The sequence below is a fragment of the Ruegeria denitrificans genome (assembly GCF_001458295.1).
Lineage (GTDB): Bacteria > Pseudomonadota > Alphaproteobacteria > Rhodobacterales > Rhodobacteraceae > Ruegeria > Ruegeria denitrificans.
Genome location: NZ_CYUD01000001.1, coordinates 232,560 through 255,491 on the forward strand (window position 1 = coordinate 232,560; position 22,932 = coordinate 255,491).

Sequence of the window (22,932 nt, forward strand, 5' to 3'; positions counted from 1 at the left end):
AGGGCGCGACCGTTAAAGCAAGTCGAGGAAACGGTCGATTTCATCGCCTTTGATCGACCAGTCGCAGACCAGACGGCAGGCGAGGATCTCTTGTTCATCCGCCCCGTCCAGTTCGGCACCCCACAGGTGATAAACCGCCCCGGCCTTATGCAATTGCTTGTGCCGGGCGCGGGAAAACTGGGCGAAGATCATGTTGGCTTGCGGTTCGTGCAGGAATGTTGCGCCCTTGGCGCGCAGGCCGTCTGCCAGCCGGGTACAGTTGGCATTGGCCTGACGCGCCATGGTCAGCCACAGGTCGTCCTGCAGATAAGCCGCCATCTGAGCTGACAGATAGCGATGTTTCGAAAACAGATGCGCGCCCCGCTTGCGCCGCAGTTCAAATTCCCAGGCTTTGGATTCATCAAAGAAAACAACCGCCTCGACCCCCATCAACCCGTTCTTGGTGCCGCCAAAGCTGACGGCGTCCACGCCCGCTTTCCACGTCATTTCGGCCGGGGAACAGTTCAGTGCCACCAGAGCGTTGGTGAATCGCGCGCCGTCCAGATGGACAGGCAGATCGTACTCCTTCGCCACGCTACACAGTGCCTGCAATTCCGCCAGCGAATAGACCGACCCGCGTTCGGTCACCTGTGTGATCGACACCGGTCCGCGTTGGGGGCCATGCACGCCGCGGGTTTCCTCTGCCAGAATAGAGCGACGCAGGGCGTCGGGGTCCATCTTGTCGCCTCCGGGCACCAGCGTCAGCTTGGCGCCGCTGTAGAATTCCGGGGCGTTGCATTCATCCTCGTGGATATGGGCGACGGGCGAGCAAAAGATCGTCTCCCACGGATTTGCAAGCGTAGACAGCGCCAGCACATTGGCCGCTGTCCCGGTGGCCACCAGGTATACCGCCGCCCCGGGCGCTTCGAAGATGCCGCGAATACGATCCCGCACCTCGTTCATTAGCGTGTCGGCCCCATAGGCCATCTGATAGCCCTGATTTGCTTCGTTCAACGCGGCCATGACCTGAGGATGAACTGGGCCGGAATTGTCAGAAGCGAAATACATCAGTTGGGCTCCTCGATAATGTAATCTTCCCATTCTTCGATGGGCGTTTCGAACTCGGATACCGTGCGCCCTTGAACCGAGATCCCGGCGGCGTGCACGCTATCTGGCGTACCTGATATCAAAGGATGCCAGTCGTAAAGAGGTTTCCCCTCCCACAGCAACCGATAGGCGCAGGTCTGCGGCAACCAATAGGCGTGATCGTCGATATTGTCGGGTTTCATCACGATACATTCCGGCACGAACTGGTGGCGGATGTCATACTGCGTGCAGCGGCAGGTCTCGTCATCCAGCAGGCGGCAGGCGACGCAGGTCAGCGCAACTGCGCCGGTGTCTTCGTCTTCCAGCTTGTTCAGGCAGCACTTACCGCAGCCATCGCACAGCGCCTCCCATTCCTGCTGGTTCATCTTGGTCAGCGGCTTGCGTTCCCAGAACCGGGGAGACAGGCCGTTGCGATCAATCGGGTCGGCGGTCATAGCGCCGCCAGCACAGTGCGGGCCTTTTCGCAATCGGCATCCATCTGCGCGATCAGGCCGTCCAACCCGTCAAAGGTCATCTCGGTCCGCAAATATTCGACCAGTCCAACCGACAGGGTCGAGCCATAAAGATCGCCTGAGAAATCGAACAGGAAGGTTTCAATATTTGGCACTTCACCATTGAACATCGGGCGTGTGCCAACCGAGGCCGCTCCGTGATAGCTTCCTTGATGCGGGCCGTCCAACACGTCAACCAACACGGCATAGACGCCGAATTTCGGTGGGTGCATACCTTCGATGGACATGTTGGCGGTGGGAAAGCCCAGCTCGCGCCCACGCTGTTCGCCTCCGATCACTTCGCCCTCGATCCGGTGCCAGTGGCCTAACATAGTGGCCGCATCGTGCGGGCGGCCTTCGGTCAGGGCGGTACGGATGGCGGTGGACGACACGACATTCTCGGACCGTTCCATCAAAGGTGCAATAGTGACGCCAAAGCCCATCTGTTGCCCGAACCGAACCAAATCATCTGCCGTGCCGCTGCGCCCTTTGCCAAAACAGAAATCGGAGCCAACAACCACATGGGACAGGCCCAGCCCGTCGCAAATCACGCTGCGCGCGAACTCTTCCGGCGTCAGACCGGCAAGTGCAGCGTTGAAGGGCAGCTCATATAATTTTTCAACGCCTAGCTTTTCCAGCCGGTGCGCGCGGGCATTGTCGCGCATCAGGCGAAAGGGTGGGGCGTCAGGTGCGAAATATTCACGTGGGTGTGGTTCAAAGGTCAGCACGCCTAGGGACGCATCCGGCGCGGTACTGCGCGCCAATTCGATCACCGACTGGTGGCCGACATGGACGCCGTCGAAATTCCCGATCGCGACGCTGGCGCCGCGGTCCTGAGGCTTGATGAACTGATAATCCCGGATAATGCGCATAGCGCCTGCCTAGCGGGACTGCGGGGCGGGTTCAAGCATCTGATTGCCCCGTCATAGCGTGGGCTGGTCGGTAAGAAACCGTCTGACCCAATCCCGGTTCGTCTCATCCGCCAACTTGGCTGTGGGAGTTGCGATCTTGGCAGCTTGTGCCGGATCAAGACCTATCAGGTTTAGTACTCTGCTCAGTTCGCCAATTGGATCGCGTGCAAGATGATCGTACCGTATGGTGTAGGGTGTGATGCGTTGCGCGGCGAACCAATTACGCCAAGCAGCATGCAACGATTCAAGCTCTGCCTTGCGATGGGCTATAGCGATCGGATCATAGATCGGATCTGCAGGCGGAGAGAGGCGCTCAAACTCGGATCCATCTGAGTTTTGGTGCCACAAACCGGTCTGTTCGGCCTTCACCAGCGAAACAGCCTGTTCCAGTTTGTCGCGACGAATGAGGTAGATGAAGCAGATGCGACCAAAGATGGCCTGCAGGTGGGTGAGATCGTTACAGGAGCCGGGATAAAGCTTTCGTATTTGCTGAAGAAAAAAGCCCGGCTTTTTCCTTGCAGGCGCAAACCGAAAAGGTCGGTGCCCGATTTTCCCTGTCGAATGACCTCGGCAAAGATCGCACTCAGGGTGCTCTCTGTGTCAGGAAAATCATCGTCACCCAGATTATAATACGCCATCCAATCCTTCAGAACTGGAGAGTGAAAATACGATTCTGGCGTGCCCGCGCATCCTGTTGCCTTCAACATCTGGCACAGCAACGTGCTGCCGCTGCGGGGAGTTGTACAGATAATGTAGGTCTCAAAACGGCTCATGGCCCGGGTTTAGGCCGGGCCGATGAACGAAACAAGGCAGGTATAGATTTGCTTTGGATCAGTCGAATTTGCGCGACGGGGCCAGAACCATCGCCTCACCCACCAGCACCTTTTTGCCATCCACGGCGCAGTGGCAATCCAGTTTCACCCGACGCTTTGCAAAGTCGATGTCGATCACTTTGACTTCGGCATAGACCATGTCGCCGGGGCGCACGGGGGCCAGGAATTTCAGCGACTGGCCCATATATACCGTGCCGTGGCCGGGCAGCTGTTCGCCAATCACGGCCGAGATCAGGCCCGCCGTCAGCATCCCATGGGCGATGCGTCCCTCAAAGATCGTGTCGCGGGCATAGTCATCATCCAGATGAACCGGATTCCGGTCGGTCGAAACCTGCGCAAACATCTCGATATCCTCGTCGGTCACCACTTTGCGCAGGTGACGGGTCATGCCCATTTCGATGTCTTCAATACAGATCGTGCCGCGCGGAAGATTGTCCAACATGTCGCCCTCACTAGTATCCGGTGAGCAACAAAAAGATCAACGTTGCCCCTGTTCGGCAACTTTATTACTTCGCAAGCGCAGAAAATCAAGCCTTTTCTGCTTATCTCAGGCGGCCGATTGTATAGGTAGGATTTATTTTTTCCCTTGAGATGTAGTCGGTTAGCGATTCGTGGTGCGGATGATGCTCAGTTTTTGTTTCTGCAGCGGCCAATCCTCCCGAGATAAACAGAGAATCAATCCCCTCACCCATGCCGCCCAGAATGTCGGTATGGGGGCCGTCACCGATCACCAAAATGTCGCCGTCGGGAGTATCGTGGCCCAATTCTTGCAACCTACGGCGGGCCAAATCATAGATCGGGGGGTGGGGCTTGCCGAAGTACAGGCTTTCGCCCCCCATCTCGGTATACAGCTTGGCCAGCGCGCCGGCACACCATTCCCGCACCTCGCCCCGGTCGACCACGATGTCTGGATTGGCGCACAGCAGCTTCATGCCCTTTTGCTTGGCATAGAGGAAATCCGCGCGGTTGACGGACGGGTCCGCCATCGGATCAAACGGACCGCAACAAACGATCCCTTCGGCTTCGTCCAGCGGGACCCGTTCGATGTGGATCGGGTGGTGCAGAATTTTCAGCGGCTCAAAGAACCCGGCGTCGCGCTGCCATTCGCCCATGAAATAAACCTTTTCCCCGACAGCTCCCCGGAACATCGCCGACCGCGCTGAGTCGCCACTGGTGGCGATGGTGTCATAAGCATCTGCGGGCACGTTGAATTGCCCCAGTTGCTGCGCCACGCCCGCGCGGGGTTTCGGAGAGTTCGTTACCAGCACCACGATCCCGCCCTTCGCGCGGTAGGCCTGCAAGGCAGCGACGGCCTCGGGGAAGGCGGTGATTCCGTTGTGGACACAGCCCCAAAGATCAACAAACAGCGCTTTGTAGCGGTCGGATACGTCGGACAGGGCGTGGATGATCTGGGTCATTGAGGGCCTCGGGAGAGTTAAAAGCGGGGTTGTGTCAGCTATTGCAAAGCTGACAGGTTTTGGCCATCCCGCAAGGCCATTTGCTGCCGCAATATGGCTGAACCGGTCAGTTTTCTTCGCTGATCTCCTCGACATCTGGTGCTTGCTGTACTGTGTCAGTGCCCAGAATGATCTGTGCGCCAATCCTGTTCTGGAATCGCACCACCACCAGATAACCCGGACCCAGCTGATCCTGAAGGACATCGACCAAAGGTGTCTCGCGCAGGTTCTCTGGAAGCAATCCCGCGATCGAGGAAACTTTGTAAGCCGCCTCGATCGGCAGGTCGACAATCAGCCAGATATCTGCCTGTTTGCGTTTGGCGTTCACGTCGATGCGGATGACCTCGACCGATACCGGGTCAGCCCAATCGCGGATGGCTTGCGCGACCTGAGCCTCGGTCCGGGTTTCGAGATAGCGGTTATATGTGGATTTGCCCAATTGCAGAACGACAAGGGCCAGAAAGGCCAATGTCACCGTCACGCTGGCGGTAAAATTCAGTTTCCGGCGACCTTTGCTAAATACCATCGAGCGGGCCGCGTACACGATGTAAACTGCGCAGGCAGAAAGGATGATCGCGCCAAGGTTTGTGGCGAACAGCAACCCGGCCTCATAGGCCTCACCCGGTTCGCCGAAGTACAACAGTATGCCCGAGGCGGACAGGGGCGGCACCAGCGATACGCCGATGGCGGCACCGGGCAGCAAGCTGGCCTCGGAGCGGTTGATTTGCACGTAAGCTCCGGCCACACCCGCAGCCAGGGCGACGATCAGGTCCTCGGTTCCGGGATCGGTCCGGGCCAAGACCTGATCAGGGATCAGGATACCGCGTGGGACATCGGCGACATAAACGAGAAGCCATGCCAACAGAACGCAAAGAATGGCTGCGCCGCAAACAATCAGAGCCAGATTGAACGCACGTCCCAGCCAGCCCATGACCATTGCAGCCGCCACGCCCAAAATGGGGGTCATCAGTGGGGCCACTAGCATCGCGGCAATCACCACCGCGCCTGAATCGCGCAGCATACCCATCGTGGCGATTATGACCGACAGGGTCAGCAACATGGCAAAGCGCCGCCAATAGGCGGCTTTGTCCTTACCTTCGAACCGCAGGATGTCCCGGGTGGTGCTGAACTTGCGTGTACTCATATGTCGGATCTGATCCGCTACTTGCTGTCCTGATCAGAGTAACAATGGAAGCGGTTCGCGCAAATCCTTCACTTCAATGAAAAAAGGCGCCCTATCAGGACGCCTTTTCTTTGAAATTTCCGAAGATCAGACTTTGAGGTTCGGAATGATCTGTTTTTTTCGGCTCATGATACCCGGCAGAACCACGGCATCGCCGTTGACCGAGGCGCCAAAGCTTTTCTCGGCGACGCTTTTGACCAGATCGTTCGGCACCAGAAGGGTGGCTTCTTCGTTCAGGATGTCGACCACGAACAGAAGAACCTGATCCACACCGTCTTCCTTGGCGACGTCAACCATGGAACCTGCCAAGCTCGCCTTACGGTCCAGCACAACGCCCGGCGCGGTGGTTTCCAGAACCGAGACGCGGAATTTTGTGCCGTCGACTTCGTATTCCTTACTGTCCATGCGGATCAGTTCAGCGTCTGAGAAGGACGATACATCCGATTTGGCCGCAAACATGTCAGCGGCATAGGCTGACACGTCCAGACCCAGTTCAGCGGCCAGCTTTTCGGCCACTTCGCGGTCGTGCGGGGTGGTGGTGGGCGAGCGGAACTCCAGCGTGTCCGACAGGATGCAGGTCAGTGCTGCGCCTTTGATGGCGTCGGGCAGCTTAGCCGCGTCGTCGCCCATCAGGTCAACCATGATAGTGGCGGTGCAGGCCAGCGGGCGCACGGTGATGTCGATCGGGCCTTTGGTTTCCAGGCCGCCGACCAGCTTGTGGTGGTCGATGATGGCGCGGATATCGGCGCCGTTGACGCTGGCGGGCAACTCGGCCGGGTTGTTGGTGTCGACGATGACAACCGGCGTGTCTGCTTCAACGTCGTCAATGATGCGCGGCTTGGGCAGGTCCCAGCGCTGCAGCATGAACGCCGCTTCGGTGTTGGGCTCGCCCAGCAGAACGGGCTCAGCCTGTTCGCCTTTGACTTCGTTCAGGTACCACGACCACAGGATGGGTGAGCCTGTGGAGTCGGTGTCGGGAGATTTATGGCCAAATACAAGGGTTGTCATGTCAGCGTCCTGAGGATGATAATTTGCGCGCCTTATAGGTCGGTCTACCGGTGTTGTCACCCAGCAGACTTCACGCTGCGACGGTTGGTCTGACTTTCGCCCACAGCAGTCAAAAAGGTGCGCGGCTCAGGGTGTAACCGGCCCGCTGCAATTGGTTCAGCAACCCGTGCGGGCCACTTAGATGACCGGCGCCTACAGCGATAACTGCGGTCTGATCCTGTATTTCCAGAATGCGTGGCATCCAATTGTTGTTTCGCTCGATCAGTAGGTGCTGCTCGAACGCATTCCATTCTGCGTCAAACATTTCGTGTGCCATACCCGAAGCCTCGCGCGCAATGATGCGGCCCAGCTCCATGGATTGTGCGTGATTTTCGTCGAAATAGGCGTTTGCCATTGTGGCCATCTGGTCATCGGTGTTTTCGTATGCGTTGACCATTCGTGCCAGAGATTCCGCCTGCTCTTCGATGGTGTGGATTTCGAACATCGCCATCAGTTCCTTGATGCTCTCAAGCGAGAATTGCTGGATGCCGTACGCTTCTGCCACCTCAGTCAGGCGCGCATCCAGACCATGATTGGCTGTGGGGTCCTGCATCAAACATGCAGGCATCGCCAGTGTCATACCTAAAAACCAGGGGCGCATTTTCGCCCCCATCCAGCTGGGAATTCCTCGCTCGACCATTGCTGAAGACAGGGTCGCCCATTCCTCTTCGGGTAGAAGGTCAATCAGAGTGGGGCCGGATGTGATCAAGATAGGGCTCGGATCAAGGGCCAGTTCCTTTTCCCAGGCCTTCATTTCGTCCTGTGTCACTTCGAAATAGAAAGCATCGACCTGGCTGAGCGTTGGTGTCAGGCGCGCGACAATTGCATCCATGCGCGGATAGTTCACGTGCAGCGTGCCGATCAGATGCAGTACTGCGTTACCCTTTGTGGCGACCCAGTGATTGCCTTCCGGATACGGCCAGTCGATCAGAGCCTGATCCAGTTCTGTTCGTATTTCGGGCGTAAAATCTTCTCTCAGATCACGACCCTCGCAAGCGGCGTGAGCAGTCGCTGGCAGCAGCAGTCCAATCAGAAACAGGAATAGGCGCATGTGTGTCATCCTGGTGGTATCGTCTTTGCCCTGAACTTGCCGTGGCGGTGGGTGGTATGCAAGGCGGATCAGAGGTTTGCAGGTGCCCTCTGGCATTTCGCGGCAATTTGCCTAGCATGCGACCATGGACCGCGAGCAGGATCTTTATCCCCCGATCAAAGCGCTGTTAGAGCGTCAGGGCTATACCGTCAAAGGCGAGGTCGGCGCGGCCGATATCGTCGCCGTGCGGGAAGGGGATGAACCAGTGATCGTCGAGCTTAAGCTGCGGTTTTCGCTGGCATTGTTCCATCAGGCGATCATGCGACTGAAAGTGTCGGATCAGGTTTACATCGGTGTCTGCAAGCCCAAAGGGCGTAGTGCGCGGCGGGCCCTGAAGGACAATCTGGCGCTTTGCCGACGTCTGGGGCTGGGTCTGATCACCGTGCGCGCCGATGGTACGGTCGAGGTGCAATGCGACCCTGGCCCGTATGCACCACGCAAGAGCAAGGTCAAAACAAAGCGTCTGCTGCGTGAATTCGACCGGCTAGAGGGCGACCCTAACGCAGGTGGTGCCACGCGGCACGGGATCGTCACAGCCTATCGTCAGGATGCCCTGAAATGCGCAGCGCATCTGGCTGAATGTGGGGCGACCAAAGGTTCCGAAGTGGCCAAGGCAACCGGAGTCCCTGAAGCCACGCGCCTGATGCGAGACAACCACTATGGCTGGTTCGACAAGGTTGAAAAGGGTGTCTACGACCTGACGTCGGCCGGGCAGGACGGTTTGAAACATTGGGCTTACAGCTGGGAACAGTCTGACTGACGCCTATTTGCAAAAAATACTTCACGGCTTGTTGACTCGGGGTTTTGAACTCCCTAGCTATGCGTCGTTATCACTCATGCATACCGAGTGATAACGCCTCGCCGACCGGTGAGGGGAGGATAAACAAACTTTGAGCCCAAGGAGCTGCAAAGATGGCATTGAAACCGCTTCATGACCGCGTGCTGGTTCGCCGTACCGAAAGCGACGAAAAAACCGCTGGTGGTCTGATCATTCCCGATAGTGCAAAAGAAAAGCCCAGCGAAGGCGAAGTTGTTGCAACCGGCGAAGGTGCACGCAAAGACAGCGGCGAGCTGATCGCAATGGCTGTTGCAGCCGGTGACAAGATCCTGTTCGGCAAATGGTCGGGCACCGAGGTTCAGGTCAACGGCGAAGAGCTGCTGATGATGAAAGAAAGCGACATCATGGGGATCATCGAGTAAGCCGCGCGCTTTCTCTGATCTTCATTTCCAACTTATTTCTCAAGGAGAAACAATATGGCTGCTAAGGACGTCAAGTTCGACACCGATGCCCGTAACCGCATGCTGGCAGGTGTGAACATCCTGGCCGACGCTGTCAAAGTGACCCTGGGCCCCAAAGGCCGTAACGTGGTTCTGGACAAATCCTTCGGCGCACCGCGCATCACCAAAGACGGTGTTTCGGTTGCCAAGGAAATCGAACTGGAAGACAAGTTCGAAAACATGGGCGCGCAGATGGTGAAAGAAGTCGCCAGCCGCACCAATGACGAAGCCGGCGACGGCACCACCACCGCAACCGTTCTGGCACAGGCAATCGTTCGCGAAGGTCTGAAGCAGGTTGCAGCGGGCCTGAACCCGATGGACCTGAAGCGCGGCATCGACCTGGCAACCGCCAAGGTTGTTGAAGGCATCAAAGACGCCTCGCGCGAAGTCAAAGACTCGGCCGAAGTTGCTCAGGTTGGCACCATCTCGGCCAACGGCGAAGCCGAAATCGGCCAGCAGATCGCAGACGCGATGCAGAAGGTTGGCAACGAAGGCGTTATCACCGTCGAAGAAAACAAAGGTCTGGAAACTCAGACCGACGTTGTCGAAGGTATGCAGTTCGACCGTGGCTACCTATCGCCTTACTTCGTCACCAATGCCGACAAGATGATTGCAGATCTCGACGACTGCATGATCCTGCTGCACGAAAAGAAACTGTCCTCGCTGCAGCCGATGGTTCCGCTGCTCGAGCAGGTGATCCAATCGCAAAAGCCGCTGCTGATCATCGCGGAAGATGTTGAAGGCGAAGCGCTGGCAACTCTGGTTGTCAACAAACTGCGCGGCGGCCTGAAAATTGCTGCTGTCAAAGCACCGGGCTTCGGCGATCGCCGCAAAGCCATGCTGCAGGACATCGCAATCCTGACCGGTGGTCAGGTCATCAGCGAAGATCTGGGAATGAAGCTCGAGTCCGTCACCATGGACATGCTGGGCACCGCCAAGAAAATCGAAATCACCAAAGACGAAACCACCATCGTCGACGGTGCTGGCGAGAAGGCCGAGATCGAAGCACGTGTTACACAGATCCGTGCGCAGATCGAAGAGACCTCGTCGGATTACGACCGTGAGAAGCTGCAAGAGCGCGTTGCAAAACTGGCAGGCGGTGTTGCCGTTATCCGCGTCGGCGGTATGACCGAAGTTGAAGTGAAAGAGCGCAAAGACCGTGTCGATGATGCTCTGAACGCAACCCGCGCTGCCGTTCAGGAAGGCGTTGTTGTTGGCGGTGGTGTTGCTCTGGTTCAGGCCGGTAAGGCACTGGAAACTCTGACAGGCGCAAACGCTGATCAGGACGCAGGCATCAACATCGTTCGCAAGGCTATCGAATCACCGCTGCGCCAGATCGCTGAAAACGCAGGTGTCGACGGTGCGGTTGTTGCTGGCAAAGTTCGCGAAAGCGACGATGCAGCATTCGGCTTCAACGCTCAGACCGAAGAGTATGGCGACATGTTCTCGTTCGGCGTCATCGACCCGGCCAAAGTGGTTCGTACCGCTCTGGAAGATGCGGCATCGGTTGCTGGCCTGCTGGTCACCACCGAAGCAATGGTTGCTGACAAGCCCGCCAAAGAAGGCGCGCCTGCTGGTGGCGGCATGCCCGACATGGGCGGCATGGGCGGCATGATGTAAGACGTCGAATTCGCATTCGCGAATTCTGACGTTCCCGACTGGCGCTTGGCCTGCAGGCCAAACTGCCGAACGGGCCGCACAGAGAAATAAGAACGGGGTCGCCTTTGGGTGACCCCGTTTCGTTTTGCAGGGCAGGTGTGTATGCAAGCGCTCGCGAAACCGCTATGCGATTGATATGAGATTGTTTCTGCTCACCACCCTGACCATGTGCGCTTTTGCGGCGAACTCGATCCTTAATCGTATGGCCATTGACAGCGGGGCCAGCGACCCTGCCGGGTTTGCCATTGTTCGCGTGCTGTCCGGGGCCGTGGTATTGACCGGCCTGGTCTGGCTCAGATCAGGGCATCTGCCACTGCGCAACCGGCGCAGGATTGCGGGGGCGGGATCGCTGTCGATTTATATGATTGGGTTTTCCGTCGCCTATCTGACGCTAGACGCAGGGCTTGGGGCGCTGATCCTGTTTGGCGTTGTACAGATTACGATGTTCGCAGTGACCTCGGTGACCGGAAATGCACCGACTGCGCGACAAATAGCTGGGGCGGCCATCGCGCTGATGGGGCTGGCCTATGTGCTGTGGCCGTCCGGCACGGTACAGGTCGACCTAACCGGAGCGGTCTTGATGACAGCCGCAGGGGTCGGCTGGGCAATCTATTCGCTGGTTGGGCGGTCTGAGCCGGACGCTCTTGCCGGAACGGCGGCCAATTTCGTCGTTGCTCTGCCGGTCACCGTGCTGGCACTGATGCTGGCCGCGGGGGGCTGGGATATGAACGGCGCTGGCTATTTGCTGGCTATCCTTTCCGGCGGCGTCACCTCGGGGATGGGCTATTCGCTATGGTATCGCGTTTTGCCGCAACTTGCGCCAAGCACAGCGGCTGTGGTTCAATTGAGCGTGCCAATCATCGCCATTCTGGGCGGGGTTCTTCTGTTGGGAGAAGTCGCCAGCCTGCGCCTGATCCTTGGCGCGGCGCTGGTTCTTGGCGGCATTGCGCTGGCCGTCCTGCGCCTGAAGCCGCGCTAGGGGTTTCAACGCAACCGCTTAACGCTTATCTGGCGGCTATGAGATACCTGTTCGCCCTGTTTCTGTTCCTAATCCCTGCCGTGGCGCAGGCGAAATGCGTCGTGCTGCTGCACGGGTTAGCGCGGACCGAGGCGTCGTTCACCGTGATGGAGCAGCTGTTTCAGGCGCATGGATACACCGTGGTACGCCCCAGTTATCCTTCGACCGACTTGCCGATACCCGAGCTGGCGAACCAGACGCTACCGGACGCCTTCGCGGCCTGTGGTGATGACACCGTGAATGTGGTGGCGCATTCGATGGGCGGCATCCTGCTGCGCCATTGGTTGCAGGACCATCACCCAGAAAATCTGGGCCGCGTGGTCATGCTTGGCCCGCCTAATCAGGGCAGTCAACTGGTTGATGAACTGGGCGCGTATGAGGTGTTCGGCATGCTGAACGGCCCCGCAGGGTTGGCCTTGGGTACGGGCCCCGAGGGTATTCCACGCCAATTGCCGCCTGTTGATTTTGAGGTGGGCGTGATCGCCGGTGAAAACTCGTTGAACCCGCTGTTTTCATCCCTGATCGACGGCAAGGATGACGGTAAGGTTTCGATCAAGACCACAAAGGTTGAAGGCATGACGGACCACATCGTCCTGCCGGTGACCCATACCTTAATGATGAACAACCCCCGCGTGATGGCGCAGGTACTGCATTTCATCGAATTCGGGCAGTTCGACCCGCAGATCACCTGGTTGGACGGGGTGATGGATATCATTAACGAAATCTGTATCGGGCAGGATTGCTCGGAACCCGAGTCGGAGCCCACACAATGACCGCATTGAGCCTGACCCTGACCGGTGCACAGGTGCTGTTACCGGAAGATGGCCTTGTGCCTGCCGATCTGTCTCTGGCGGATGGCATCATTCAAACCGACCGGGCCGGGCGGCAGATTGACCTGTCCGGCTTTCTTGTTCTGCCCGGCATCATCGACCTGCACGGGGACGGGTTCGAACGCCACATCGCGCCACGCCGCGGGGCGATGAAACAGATGGACGAAGGCATTCTCTCGGTCGAGGCCGAATTGGCTGCCAATGGCATCACCACTGCCGTTCTGGCCCAGTTCCACAGCTGGGAGGGTGGGGTGCGTGGTCCGGAATTCGCGGATCAGGTGTTTGGTGCCATTGCCTCGGTCAAGGATCGCATCGTGACCGACCTGATGCCCCAGCTGCGGTTCGAGACACATATGCTGGATGATTATACGGATCTGCCCGAACGTATCGCGGGTTGGCAGGTGCCTTATGTGGTGTTCAACGACCACTTACCGCATGACCGTCTGGCCGAAGGGCGCAAACCGCCGCGTTTGACCGGGCAGGCGTTGAAAGCCGGACGCAACCCGGACGCGCATTTCGAGATGCTTTTGTCGATGCATGCCCGCCGTGACGAAGTGCCAGCGGCTCTGGACACGCTATGTGCGGCTTTGGACACGCAGCGTGTGCGCATGGGCAGCCATGACGACGCCACCGCACAAATACGGGCTGATTGGCGGGCGCGCGGAGCGCAGATCTCGGAATTCCCCGAAACGCTCGAAGCTGCCGAGGCCGCGCGTGCCGCCGGGGACTACATCATTTTGGGGTCGCCCAACGTGGTACGCGGTGGATCGCACAAGGGTAATGTCAGCGCGCTTGACCTGATCACTATGGGATATTGCGATGCGCTGGCCTCGGATTATCACTATCCCAGCCCACGCCGCGCAGCGCTGATGGTGGCGAAATCCGGCCTGGTGGATTTCGCCGGGGCCTGGGCGCTGGTGTCATCCGGTCCGGCCCGTGTGCTTGGGCTGCAGGATCGGGGCGCGCTGGCCCCCGGCCAACGCGCCGACCTAGTGATACTGGATGCGGAAACCCACCGTGTCGTCGCCACGCTGGCAGGCGGGCGGGTCAGCTATATGTCAGGCGACATAGCGGCGCGGTTCGTCGGCTGATTTATCGCGAAATGCGGTTGAAGTGCCCCATCTTGCGACCTGCCATGACCTCGGCCTTGCCATAGAGATGCAGGGCAACATCGCGTTCCTGTGCCAGCTCGGGCACGCGGTCCATGTCGGCACCGATCAGGTTCTCCATGACTACATCTGAATGCCGCTGACCGTCGCCCAAGGGCCACCCGGCCACGGCGCGGATATGCTGTTCGAACTGATCCACGGCGCAACCATTCTGCGTCCAGTGACCCGAGTTATGCACACGCGGGGCGATCTCATTCACGATCAGACCGCCGGACGTGACGAACAGCTCAACCCCCATGACGCCGACATAATCCAACGCGTTGAGGATATTAGCGGCCAGCAGAACCGCATCTGTACGCTGCGTCGGGCGCAGACGGGCAGGGACCGTTGTGGTGTGCAGAATACCGTCGCGGTGTATGTTTTCACCGGGATCGAAACAGGCAACCTGACCGTCCAACCCGCGGGCCGCGATGATCGAGACCTCGTGGCTAAACTCAACAAACCCCTCAAGGATCGCAGGTGCCCCTGCCATATCAGATAGTGCGGTCTCGGCGTCCTCGGGCACGCGCAGACGGGCCTGCCCCTTACCGTCATAGCCAAACCGACGGGTTTTCAGGATTGCGGGCGTGCCGATCTGCTCGATCGCCGCATTCAGGCTGTCCAGATCAGTGATATCTGCGAAGGGAGCAGTTTGCAGACCCAAACCTTGCAGGAAATTCTTCTCGGTCAGCCGGTCCTGACTGACGCGCAGCGCCTCGCGCCCCGGGCGGATCGGGCAGTGCGTTTCAAGCAGGTCCAACGCTTCGGTCGGGATGTTCTCGAATTCATAGGTGATAACATCAACCGACCCGCCAAACGCCTTTAGCGCGTCGATATCGTCATAGGCAGCTGTGGTCACATGATCGGCCACTTGACCGGCGGGTGGGTTGGCACCGGGTTCGAAAATGTGGGTTACAAAACCCAGACGGGACGCCGCCACGGACAGCATCCGACCCAGTTGGCCGCCGCCCAGAATTCCGATCCTGGCGCCGGGTTTCAGTGCTTCAGTCATCGACGGGCTCCTCGGGGATCGAGGCCGATAGTGCCTCGCGCCACGCGTCCAGCCGAAGGGCCAGAGCATCATCCTGCAGGGCCAGAATACCGGCCGCCATCAGACCTGCGTTGGCACCGCCGGCCGAGCCGATGGCCATGGTGGCAACGGGGAATCCCTTAGGCATTTGCACGATGGAATACAGAGAGTCGACACCGGACAGCGCCCGCGTTTGGACCGGAACGCCAATCACCGGCACTCGTGTTTTCGAAGCCATCATGCCCGGCAGGTGTGCGGCCCCACCGGCCCCGGCAATGATCACATGCAGCCCGCGCGATGCAGCGGTCTTGCCATAGTCCCACAAGCGATCTGGCGTACGGTGGGCCGAGACGATGCGCTTTTCATACGCAATGCCCAGCTCATCCAGAATGTTTGCGGCTTCTTTCATCGTGGGCCAGTCCGATTGGCTGCCCATGATGATCCCCACTTTTACATCGCTCATCCGCTTGCTTCCCTGCCGTCCGAAAGAGCGCGCACTATAGCCAAATCGGCCCCAGAGGCAATGTGGTTTGGCGACCGTATTACCCCTCTTAGGCCTTGCTGAAAATACATTCAAATTAGTGTATACTTAATGGCGGGACAGTGGTCCCCGAGGAGGAACCCATGACAGATACAGTTTTGAAAAATCGGGACGGCCAAGCCGTGCCGCCAGACAGAATTGAGGCATTCCAATCGCAAATTCGCGGGGCGCTGATATTACCCGGCGACCCCGAATATGACAGTGCGCGCAGTATATGGAACGCGTTGGTCGACAAATATCCCGGCGCAATCCTGCGCTGCCAAGGTACCGCCGACGTCGCCACGGCTGCCAAGTTTGCTTTTGAGAACAACATACTGGTTTCGGTGAGGGGTGGCGGCCACAATGTAGGTGGGCGCGCCGTCTGCAATGACGGTCTCGTCATAGACCTGTCCAGAATGCGCGCGGTTCATATCGATCCCGATGCTCAAACCGTGAGGGCGCAGGGTGGAGCCACGTTGGGCGACGTAGATTGCGAAACACATCTACATGGCCTTGCTGTGCCATTGGGCGTTGTCTCGCAGACGGGTATCGGCGGATTGACGACGGGCGGAGGATTCGGCTGGCTAGCGCGAAAATACGGGCCAACTTGCGACAATGTCATCGAAGCCGAAGTCGTAACGGCTGATGGTTCGATTAGAACCGCCAATGCGAACAGAAACTCGGATCTCTATTGGGGAATCTGCGGCGGCAGTGGCAATTTCGGCATTGTGACGTCTTTCCTTTATAAGGCCTATCCTCTTTCAACGGTGTTGGGTGGAATGATTGCATATCCGCGCTCTGCCGCCGCTGAAGTTCTGCGTGGTTTTCGGGATATTGTTTCGCGGGCACCTGATGAGCTTACGGTTTATGCAGCGTTGCTCTGGGGGCCGGATGGAACACCGCTGACAGCTTTTGTGCCGTGTTGGATCGGTGACGATAAAGAAGCAGGGCGACAGGCCATACAGCCCTTGGCAGAAATCGGAAATCCGCTGGTCGTTGATTTGCAGGAAATGCCCTTCCCGGCGATGCAAAGTATGCTCGACGGAGCCTATGGCCCGGGAAGCCGGAACTACTGGAAATCTGCGTATCTCAACGCGCTGCCGGACGAGGCCATTGATACGATCGTTGCGCAATCAGAGGGAATGACAATACCCGGTTCGGGTATTCTGATCGAACATTGCGCCGGGGCGGCAAAATCTAAACCGAACGGGGACAACGCCTTTGCGCAACGCGGCCACGACTATCTGATCGCGATACTGCCGCTGTGGACTGATCCGGCGGATGATGCGGATCAGATCGCCTGGGCCCGCACAATGCACGATGCGCTGGCGCACTATTCCGCGGGTGGAACATATCTGAATTATTTAGGTGCTGACGAAGACAGTGCGATAGAGACGGCATTTGGTGAAAATCTGGGCCAGTTGAAGGAAGTCAAACGGAAATACGATCCGACCAATTTCTTCAGTGCGAATACAAACGTTTCACCCTGAACAAAGCGTCAATTGTTCAAAAATGTGACGCAGCACATCACACTCGGTTCAATGGCGCTTTGAATGTGCTTATGAACCGGGTGGCCGAGTTTTTACGCAATAATGTCGGGCGTTAAACGATCCTCGATCAGGCGAATGATGTCCTTTAGCCGAAGTTTCTGCTTTTTCAGTCGCTTAATCGTCAGCTGATCGGCTGTGCCGGTGGACTGCAGCGCCTCGATCGCCTCGTCCAGATCGCGGTGCTGGCGGCGAAAAACCTCCAACTCAACCCGCAAAACCTCGTCTGTTTTCATCGAAAGATCGGTTGGCGCATTCATGAGCGACTCAGTGCCTTTTGTGGTGCTTGTGACACAAGATAGTGTGTCAGGGTTTATCCGGCCAGACCTTGTGGACATCCCGCCATATTCCCATATTCTATTGTAGGCGGTTGCCAGAATGGGGCCGATCCACACGTCGCTTTGGCAAAAAAGGACGAAAATAAGTGTCGAAACTTACTCTCGGCTCATACCCGCATCTTTTGGGGTTCGAGCAATTGGAACGCCTTCTGGAACGGTCTGCAAAGGCCGGAAACGAAGGATACCCGCCTTATAATATCGAGCAGACCTCGGACTTTTCATACCGCATCACCCTGGCAGTGGCGGGGTTCGCGGAACAGGATCTGTCGATCACAATCGAGGATCGCCAACTGGTGATCCGGGGGCGTCAACGCGACGACAGCGAAGGGCGCATATTCCTGCATCGCGGCATCGCCGCGCGTCAGTTCCAGCGCATGTTCGTGCTGGCCGATGGTGTCGAGGTGGGCGAAGCGATCATGGAAAACGGTCTGCTGCATGTGGATCTGACCCGCGCTGTGCCTGAAACCGTGGTGCAAACGATCAACATAAGAAAGGGGTAAGAGCTATGAATACACCGATTGAATATAACGCCGAAGGCGACCGTATTGTTTATGTGAAAACCGTCGATGTTGCCGATCTTCCGCGCGATGTCCGCGACAAGGCAGGCGATCTGGACCATCTGTATGCGGTTCACGATTCTGACGGTCAGCAAATTGCACTTGTGACAGACCGCAAGATGGCCTTCTTCCTGGCTCGTGAACACGATTTGTCCCCGGTGGCCGTTCACTGAACGGCCTCGCCGGTTACTTTTCGGCGTGACAATCCCAACAACAAGCGCGACACATACGAACCGGCATCACTTGCCCGGCTGATTTACTCTGCATCAGGGGATTTTGAGTATGAGCTGGTTCGATTTCGATTGGGTAGACGCGTTCAGTGATAGTGCATTCGGTGGCAACGGCTGCGCCGTGGTGCATGGCGGTGCTGTATTGCCCGAGGACGTATGCACGGCCTATGTGCGCGAGACCTCTTTGGTAGAATGTACGTTCACAGGACCGTCCGATGTGGCCGATATCCGGGTGCGCTATTTTCTGGCCAGTAAGGAAATCCCTTTTGCCGGGCATCCTACGATTGCAACCGTCGCCGCGATGCGATCCCGCGGCATGGTTGAAGTCGATACGCTGACGTTGGAAACTGGTGCGGGGATCGTCTCGATCCAACTAAACAGGGATGAGATCGAGATGATGCAGGTCGCGCCGCAATTTGGAAAGCTTGTGCCCGCTGGTCTGGTCGCTGCCGCCGTCAACTTGTCTGAAGATGCAATTATCTCTCCGCCGCAGTTTGTTTCTACCGGGTTGCCGTTCTGTATTACGGTGTTGCGCGATCATAAGGCCTTGCGTGCGGCGAAATTGAACCTTGAAGCTCTACGCAAAGTTGCCGCTGAGGCCGGATTCTCTAGCACGGACATGGCAGAGCCGTTCCTTGTCACGCTGCAGGGAGCGACTGCGGTTGGCGACACGTTCTCGCGCCTGTTGATGGCACCGCCCAGCCCGCCCGAAGACCCGTTCACCGGATCGGCGACCGGTGCCATGTCGGCCTATCTGTGGAAACACGGGCTGATGCCAAAGGACAGCTTCATCGCCGAGCAGGGTCACGATATGGGTCGCCCCGGTCAGGCCGTTGTCACGCGCGTCGGCCCGAGCGATGCGATGATCGGCATCAAAGTCGCAGGGCGCGGCCATGTGCTGATGCGGGGGCAGGTCGATCTACCCGAGACAACACGATGACCCAACCTGCCATTGCCATTCTGCCATACGGGCATCGGTTGGGGCCGAAACTGGCCTCGGTTCCGTTGTCTGAACTGATCTGGCCCGAGGGTTGCCCGGATCGCCTGATCGGTAAGACGATAGGTGAACTTGAGCGTACCGATCACCTGATCATGTATCCGAACTCGACCGTGCATCTGCGCCTGCGTCGCGGCACCCACGCACGGATTTCGCTGATGATGGGCGAGCCTTCGGCGATTCACGCCAAGCACGACCGGATGCTGCGGTATACTTGGCGGCGGTTCTTTCGAGTTCTGACCTTTCACGACGTGCTGCTGCAAAGCATCCCGAATGCAGTGTTCCTGCCGTATGGCGTGACGATGGTGCCCGACTGGCAGAACCTGAAGGTCGAAAAAACCAATTCCTGCTCGCTGATTGCTTCGGCCAAGCGCGACCTTGAAGGACACCAGCTGCGCCATTCGGTGATCGACTGGGTGCGCGAAACCGGTGCGGATGTGGATATCATGGGGCGGGGCTATACTCCGTTCGATCTTAAATCTGACGGGCTGGCATCGTATCGCTATTCCGTGGTGATCGAGAACGTGCGTGAGAAGAACTACTTTTCTGAGAAACTGACAGATGCGATACTGTGTTCTACGATCCCGATTTATTGGGGTTGTCCGAATATTTGTGATTTCTTTGATACATCCGGCATGATCCTGTGCGAGACGGAAGAGGATATCCACCGCGCGGTTCAATCCGCCTCGGTCAAGGATTTCGCCGCGCGTCTGCCGCGTCTTCAAGCCATTCAGCAGCAAGCGGCGGAGTATGGGGATTTCGAGGGCAGGGCCGTGAGGGCTCTATGTGCTGAACTGGGCGCGGCCTCGGACTAGTCCTTGGAACCAGTGGGCGCCAGCCAGCCTTTGGGCAAGATCGGGCGGGCGTTGGGATCAATTCCGTGCCGGTCGCACAGCCGCTGCAGATACGATCCGCGCACCGGCAAACCACCCGTGTTCTGGGCCATCATCCGTTTCTGATGACCATAGACGTGGACGGAATGAACCATGTCGCCTTCAATCTGTTGGTTCGGGATGAACGGGTCGTGTAATTTCCACAGATCATGCTTGGACAGAGGGTAAAACACCTCCGCTTGCATGGCATGGCTGTCTTCTTTGGTCTTTCGCAGGAAATGCGCAAAGGCTTTGGGGCCGGAACTGCCCCAGGGCAGGGTCTCGATCCCCCAAGTCTCGCCGTCTCGAATGCGCCGGCGGTTGCGCCGGCGTAGCGGGCCGCCCCGCCATGGCTGCGTGGGGTTGGCCGTGGTCACAAATTCCAGCATCAGCGACAGTGTTTCCGAGTTCGCCGGTAGGCGCAACACACCGGTCAGAATGTTCCCGGTTTGGGATTGGCCAAAGATATATTGCGATGGAAAGTTGAACGGCCTGACGCAATAGGCGTCCAGATCGACCCAGATGAAACCGGTTGCCTGCATCAGCCGCAGACGGAAAATGTCGGAAAAAACCGCGACGCTCAGCCGGTCACCGGCAAGCATATCAAATGGAGCGGGCCAAAGGATATCTTCGGCATGCCGCAGTTCGGCCCCTGCGGGGACGCCTGCAATCTCGTGCCCGGCATAAAGAACGAAATGATGACCCCGATCCAGATAAGACTGGATGCACAGCGCTTCTAGCCAGCTTAGGTCTGATCCGAACCAAAAGCTGGTAATGGTGGGCAGGGCAGGGGGCATAGAAGTGTCGCGTCCAATTCAGGTTGGGCAACTGCACCAACTGGGCCGCATCTTGTCAATCGCCGCCAATAAAAAACGGCCCCCGGAAACCGGAGGCCGTTCTTTTGAAAAAGTTTGCCTTTAGGACGCAGCGATCAAACCCATGCTTTCCAGCTTGAGCAGCACCTGATGGGCGCAGTTGTCGACGTCGACATTTTCGGTTTCGACGCTCAGCTCGGGGTTTGCCGGTACATCGTAAGGGTCTGAAATGCCGGTGAACTCTTTGATCTTGCCTTCGCGCGCCAGCTTGTACAGGCCCTTGCGGTCCCGGCGTTCGCATTCCTCGATGCTAGTGGCAACGTGGACCTCGCAGAAGGCTCCGAACTGCTCGATGTCTTCACGCACAGCGCGGCGAGTGGTGGCATAAGGCGCGATCGGCGCACAGATGGCGATACCGCCATTCTTGGTGATCTCGGAAGCCACATAGCCGATGCGGCGGATGTTCAGGTCGCGGTGCTCTTTCGAGAAACCCAGCTCAGAGGAAAGGTTCTTACGAACGATATCACCATCCAGCAGCGTCACGGGACGGCCGCCCATCTCCATCAGCTTGACCATCAGCGCGTTCGCGATGGTCGATTTGCCCGAGCCCGAGAATCCGGTGAAGAACACGGTAAAGCCCTGCTGGCTGCGTGGCGGTTTGGTCTTGCGCAGCTCGGTCACGACCTCGGGGAAGCTGAACCATTCGGGAATTTCCAGACCTTCGGCCAAACGGCGGCGCAATTCTGTTCCGCTGATGTTCAGGATCGTGACGTTGTCCTTGTCCGCGATCTCGTCATTCGGCTCGTACTGGGCGCGTTCCTGCACATAGACCATGTGTTTGAAATCGACCATTTCGACACCGATTTCATCCTGGAACTGGCGGAACAGGTCCTGCGCGTCATAAGGCCCGTAGAAGTCCTCACCGACCGAGTTCTTACCCGGGCCAGCGTGATCGCGGCCAACGATGAAATGAGTGCAGCCGTGGTTGGCGCGGATCAGGCCATGCCAGACCGCCTCACGCGGGCCAGCCATGCGCATCGCCAGGTTCAACAGCGACATCGAAGTGGTGGATGCGGGGTATTTGTCCAGAACCGCCTCATAGCAGCGGACGCGGGTGAAGTGATCGACATCGCCCGGTTTGGTCATGCCCACAACCGGATGGATCAGCAGGTTGGCCTGCGCCTCTTTCGCAGCGCGGAAGGTCAGTTCCTGGTGCGCACGGTGCAGCGGGTTGCGGGTCTGGAACGCAACGATACGGCGCCAGCCCAGCTTGCGGAAATAGGCGCGCAGCTCGTTCGGGGTGTCGCGGCGACCGCGGAAGTCATAGTGAATCGGCTGTTGGATGCCGACCACGGGGCCGCCCAGATAAACCTTGCCAGCGACGTTGTGCAGATAGTTCACTGCTGGGTGCGCATCGTCATCGGCACCAAAGACCTTTTCGGCCTCACGCGCTTTGTTCGGGGTCCAGCGGTCGGTCACAGTCATGGTGCCGAGGATGACACCTTCCTGATCGCGCAGGGCAATGTCCTGACCCAGTTCGATGGTCTCGGCGAAATCTTCGCTGACATCCAGCGTGATGGGCATCGGCCACAGGGTGCCGTCAGCGAGACGCATGTTTTCGACGACGTTGTCGTAGTCAGCCTCGCTGAGGAACCCTTTGAGCGGGTTGAACCCGCCATTCATCAGCAGTTCCAGATCGCAGATCTGACGCGGGCTCAGGTCCCAACTGGTCAGGTCGGCAGCTTCCACTTTCAATTTCTGCGCCGACTCGTACGAAACGTACAGTTCGGGGATCGGAGCCAGATTGCTTAACATCGTCATAGGAATACTCTTGTCGAAGTGCGGTTTTATCGGTGATTCAGGGGTGCTTGTGGGGCATGTGCCCCGGCTGCTGGTCGAAGTCCATATACATTCACGAAATTAAGGACGATATGCGCGGTTTTTGACCGGAATGGAAGGATTTTTCGTCTTAAACGGGTTTACCCGACTTGTATC

24 protein-coding genes and 1 pseudogene are annotated in these 22,932 nt (G+C 58.0%); 11 read left to right on the forward strand and 14 right to left on the reverse strand.

Annotated elements, in window-relative coordinates; genetic code table 11:
* Positions 1-12 precede the first annotated feature (12 nt).
* From RUE5091_RS01005 to RUE5091_RS01050, 9 genes and pseudogenes are all read right to left on the reverse strand, one after another.
* Positions 13-1,047 (reverse strand): threonine aldolase family protein, encoded by a 1,035-nt coding sequence (locus tag RUE5091_RS01005; protein ID WP_058280019.1) that lies wholly within the window; start codon positions 1,045-1,047, stop codon positions 13-15.
* Complete coding sequence (locus RUE5091_RS01010; RefSeq protein ID WP_058280020.1) at positions 1,047-1,520, reverse strand: YcgN family cysteine cluster protein; 474 nt, start codon at positions 1,518-1,520, stop codon at positions 1,047-1,049. The genes RUE5091_RS01005 and RUE5091_RS01010 overlap by 1 nt, the downstream gene beginning before the upstream one ends.
* On the reverse strand, positions 1,517-2,449 hold the full coding sequence (locus tag RUE5091_RS01015) for a bifunctional riboflavin kinase/FAD synthetase (protein WP_058280021.1): 933 nt from the start codon (positions 2,447-2,449) through the stop codon (positions 1,517-1,519). Before RUE5091_RS01015 ends, RUE5091_RS01010 begins: the two co-directional genes overlap by 4 nt.
* Before the next feature lie 51 nt (positions 2,450-2,500).
* Positions 2,501-3,261 (reverse strand): annotated as a pseudogene (locus tag RUE5091_RS01020) (Stf0 family sulfotransferase).
* A 58-nt stretch (positions 3,262-3,319) separates the two neighbouring features.
* The gene (locus RUE5091_RS01030) at positions 3,320-3,763 is read right to left on the reverse strand and encodes a MaoC family dehydratase (protein ID WP_058275996.1); all 444 of its coding nucleotides are present in this window, start codon (positions 3,761-3,763) and stop codon (positions 3,320-3,322) included.
* A gap of 100 nt (positions 3,764-3,863) precedes the next feature.
* Positions 3,864-4,739 (reverse strand): TIGR01459 family HAD-type hydrolase, encoded by an 876-nt coding sequence (locus RUE5091_RS01035; RefSeq protein WP_058280024.1) that lies wholly within the window; start codon positions 4,737-4,739, stop codon positions 3,864-3,866.
* A 106-nt stretch (positions 4,740-4,845) separates the two neighbouring features.
* Positions 4,846-5,922 (reverse strand): DUF389 domain-containing protein, encoded by a 1,077-nt coding sequence (locus RUE5091_RS01040; protein ID WP_058280025.1) that lies wholly within the window; start codon positions 5,920-5,922, stop codon positions 4,846-4,848.
* A 126-nt stretch (positions 5,923-6,048) separates the two neighbouring features.
* Positions 6,049-6,969: a manganese-dependent inorganic pyrophosphatase gene (locus tag RUE5091_RS01045; RefSeq protein WP_058280026.1), complete on the reverse strand. Its 921-nt coding sequence runs from the start codon at positions 6,967-6,969 to the stop codon at positions 6,049-6,051.
* A gap of 109 nt (positions 6,970-7,078) precedes the next feature.
* Positions 7,079-8,059 (reverse strand): TraB/GumN family protein, encoded by a 981-nt coding sequence (locus tag RUE5091_RS01050; RefSeq protein WP_058280346.1) that lies wholly within the window; start codon positions 8,057-8,059, stop codon positions 7,079-7,081.
* Between the two features lie 124 nt (positions 8,060-8,183).
* Here RUE5091_RS01050 and RUE5091_RS01055 point away from each other — a divergent pair, with 124 nt between their 5' ends.
* From RUE5091_RS01055 to RUE5091_RS01080, 6 genes are all read left to right on the forward strand, one after another.
* Complete coding sequence (locus RUE5091_RS01055) at positions 8,184-8,858, forward strand: DUF2161 domain-containing phosphodiesterase (protein WP_058280027.1); 675 nt, start codon at positions 8,184-8,186, stop codon at positions 8,856-8,858.
* A 152-nt stretch (positions 8,859-9,010) separates the two neighbouring features.
* Positions 9,011-9,298, forward strand: coding sequence for a co-chaperone GroES (locus RUE5091_RS01060; protein ID WP_058280028.1), 288 nt, complete (start codon positions 9,011-9,013; stop codon positions 9,296-9,298).
* Positions 9,299-9,352: 54 nt separating this feature from the next.
* Positions 9,353-10,996: a chaperonin GroEL gene (gene groL / locus RUE5091_RS01065; RefSeq protein ID WP_058280029.1), complete on the forward strand. Its 1,644-nt coding sequence runs from the start codon at positions 9,353-9,355 to the stop codon at positions 10,994-10,996.
* Between the two features lie 175 nt (positions 10,997-11,171).
* Positions 11,172-12,014: a DMT family transporter gene (locus RUE5091_RS01070; protein WP_058280030.1), complete on the forward strand. Its 843-nt coding sequence runs from the start codon at positions 11,172-11,174 to the stop codon at positions 12,012-12,014.
* A gap of 38 nt (positions 12,015-12,052) precedes the next feature.
* Positions 12,053-12,826, forward strand: coding sequence for an esterase/lipase family protein (locus tag RUE5091_RS01075; RefSeq protein ID WP_058280031.1), 774 nt, complete (start codon positions 12,053-12,055; stop codon positions 12,824-12,826).
* A complete protein-coding gene (locus RUE5091_RS01080; RefSeq protein WP_058280032.1) occupies positions 12,823-13,974 on the forward strand; it encodes an alpha-D-ribose 1-methylphosphonate 5-triphosphate diphosphatase in 1,152 nt (383 codons plus the stop codon). Before RUE5091_RS01075 ends, RUE5091_RS01080 begins: the two co-directional genes overlap by 4 nt.
* 1 nt (position 13,975) lies before the next feature.
* Here the strand turns inward: RUE5091_RS01080 and RUE5091_RS01085 are convergent, their stop codons facing one another.
* Together RUE5091_RS01085 and purE are read right to left on the reverse strand one after the other, a co-directional pair.
* A complete protein-coding gene (locus RUE5091_RS01085) occupies positions 13,976-15,043 on the reverse strand; it encodes a 5-(carboxyamino)imidazole ribonucleotide synthase (RefSeq protein ID WP_058280033.1) in 1,068 nt (355 codons plus the stop codon).
* The gene (purE, locus tag RUE5091_RS01090) at positions 15,036-15,524 is read right to left on the reverse strand and encodes a 5-(carboxyamino)imidazole ribonucleotide mutase (RefSeq protein ID WP_058280034.1); all 489 of its coding nucleotides are present in this window, start codon (positions 15,522-15,524) and stop codon (positions 15,036-15,038) included. Before purE ends, RUE5091_RS01085 begins: the two co-directional genes overlap by 8 nt.
* Before the next feature lie 161 nt (positions 15,525-15,685).
* Between purE and RUE5091_RS01095 the strand changes: the two genes are divergently transcribed.
* Entirely contained in the window at positions 15,686-17,071 is a 1,386-nt protein-coding gene (locus RUE5091_RS01095; RefSeq protein ID WP_058280347.1) for an FAD-binding oxidoreductase, read from the forward strand.
* A 92-nt stretch (positions 17,072-17,163) separates the two neighbouring features.
* Here RUE5091_RS01095 and RUE5091_RS01100 read toward each other — a convergent pair whose 3' ends face one another.
* Positions 17,164-17,388, reverse strand: coding sequence for a YdcH family protein (locus tag RUE5091_RS01100; RefSeq protein WP_058280035.1), 225 nt, complete (start codon positions 17,386-17,388; stop codon positions 17,164-17,166).
* A 164-nt stretch (positions 17,389-17,552) separates the two neighbouring features.
* On the opposite strand from RUE5091_RS01100, the gene RUE5091_RS01105 reads away from it, so the two are divergent.
* The 4 genes from RUE5091_RS01105 to RUE5091_RS01120 all read left to right on the forward strand — a co-directional run bounded on the left by RUE5091_RS01105 (position 17,553) and on the right by RUE5091_RS01120 (position 20,065).
* Positions 17,553-17,966: an Hsp20 family protein gene (locus RUE5091_RS01105; RefSeq protein WP_058280036.1), complete on the forward strand. Its 414-nt coding sequence runs from the start codon at positions 17,553-17,555 to the stop codon at positions 17,964-17,966.
* 5 nt (positions 17,967-17,971) lie between these two features.
* Positions 17,972-18,196 (forward strand): DUF1150 family protein, encoded by a 225-nt coding sequence (locus tag RUE5091_RS01110; protein WP_058280037.1) that lies wholly within the window; start codon positions 17,972-17,974, stop codon positions 18,194-18,196.
* Positions 18,197-18,305: 109 nt separating this feature from the next.
* Positions 18,306-19,193, forward strand: a complete 888-nt coding sequence (locus RUE5091_RS01115) for a PhzF family phenazine biosynthesis protein (RefSeq protein ID WP_058280038.1) — start codon at positions 18,306-18,308, stop codon at positions 19,191-19,193.
* The gene (locus RUE5091_RS01120; RefSeq protein ID WP_058280039.1) at positions 19,190-20,065 is read left to right on the forward strand and encodes a glycosyltransferase family 10 fucosyltransferase; all 876 of its coding nucleotides are present in this window, start codon (positions 19,190-19,192) and stop codon (positions 20,063-20,065) included. Before RUE5091_RS01115 ends, RUE5091_RS01120 begins: the two co-directional genes overlap by 4 nt.
* Here RUE5091_RS01120 and RUE5091_RS01125 read toward each other — a convergent pair.
* Both RUE5091_RS01125 and RUE5091_RS01130 read right to left on the reverse strand, forming a co-directional pair.
* Positions 20,062-20,919: a glycosyltransferase family 32 protein gene (locus RUE5091_RS01125; protein ID WP_058280040.1), complete on the reverse strand. Its 858-nt coding sequence runs from the start codon at positions 20,917-20,919 to the stop codon at positions 20,062-20,064. The two genes, RUE5091_RS01120 and RUE5091_RS01125, sit on opposite strands and share 4 nt — an antisense overlap.
* 120 nt (positions 20,920-21,039) lie before the next feature.
* A complete protein-coding gene (locus RUE5091_RS01130; RefSeq protein ID WP_058280041.1) occupies positions 21,040-22,758 on the reverse strand; it encodes a bifunctional sulfate adenylyltransferase/adenylylsulfate kinase in 1,719 nt (572 codons plus the stop codon).
* Positions 22,759-22,932 lie beyond the last annotated feature (174 nt).